1 protein-coding gene is annotated in these 209 nt (G+C 49.8%); it reads right to left on the reverse strand.

The window, feature by feature from the left end:
* Window positions 1-209 (reverse strand): Ig-like domain-containing protein (locus LVD47_RS23595; RefSeq protein ID WP_236981198.1); only part of this gene is annotated, 209 nt, incomplete at both ends.

Here is a 209-nt window from a genome sequence, read left to right on the forward strand (position 1 = left end):
ACCACTACCGTACTATCCATCGGCGTGCTGGTCTCCGGTAAGGTATCCTGTGGCGGATAAACTCGTATCGGTACAATTGTCGTATCGCAATTCCCTAAATCATCGCATACTATGATGCACGTCGTATCCGTGCCTGTATAACCCATATTCGGTGTGTACTCAATACAACCCGTCAAGCCGTCTACTGCTGCCGTACCGTTTTCCGGATC

This window comes from Membranihabitans maritimus (assembly GCF_021729145.1).
Lineage (GTDB): Bacteria > Bacteroidota > Bacteroidia > Chitinophagales > Saprospiraceae > Membranihabitans > Membranihabitans maritimus.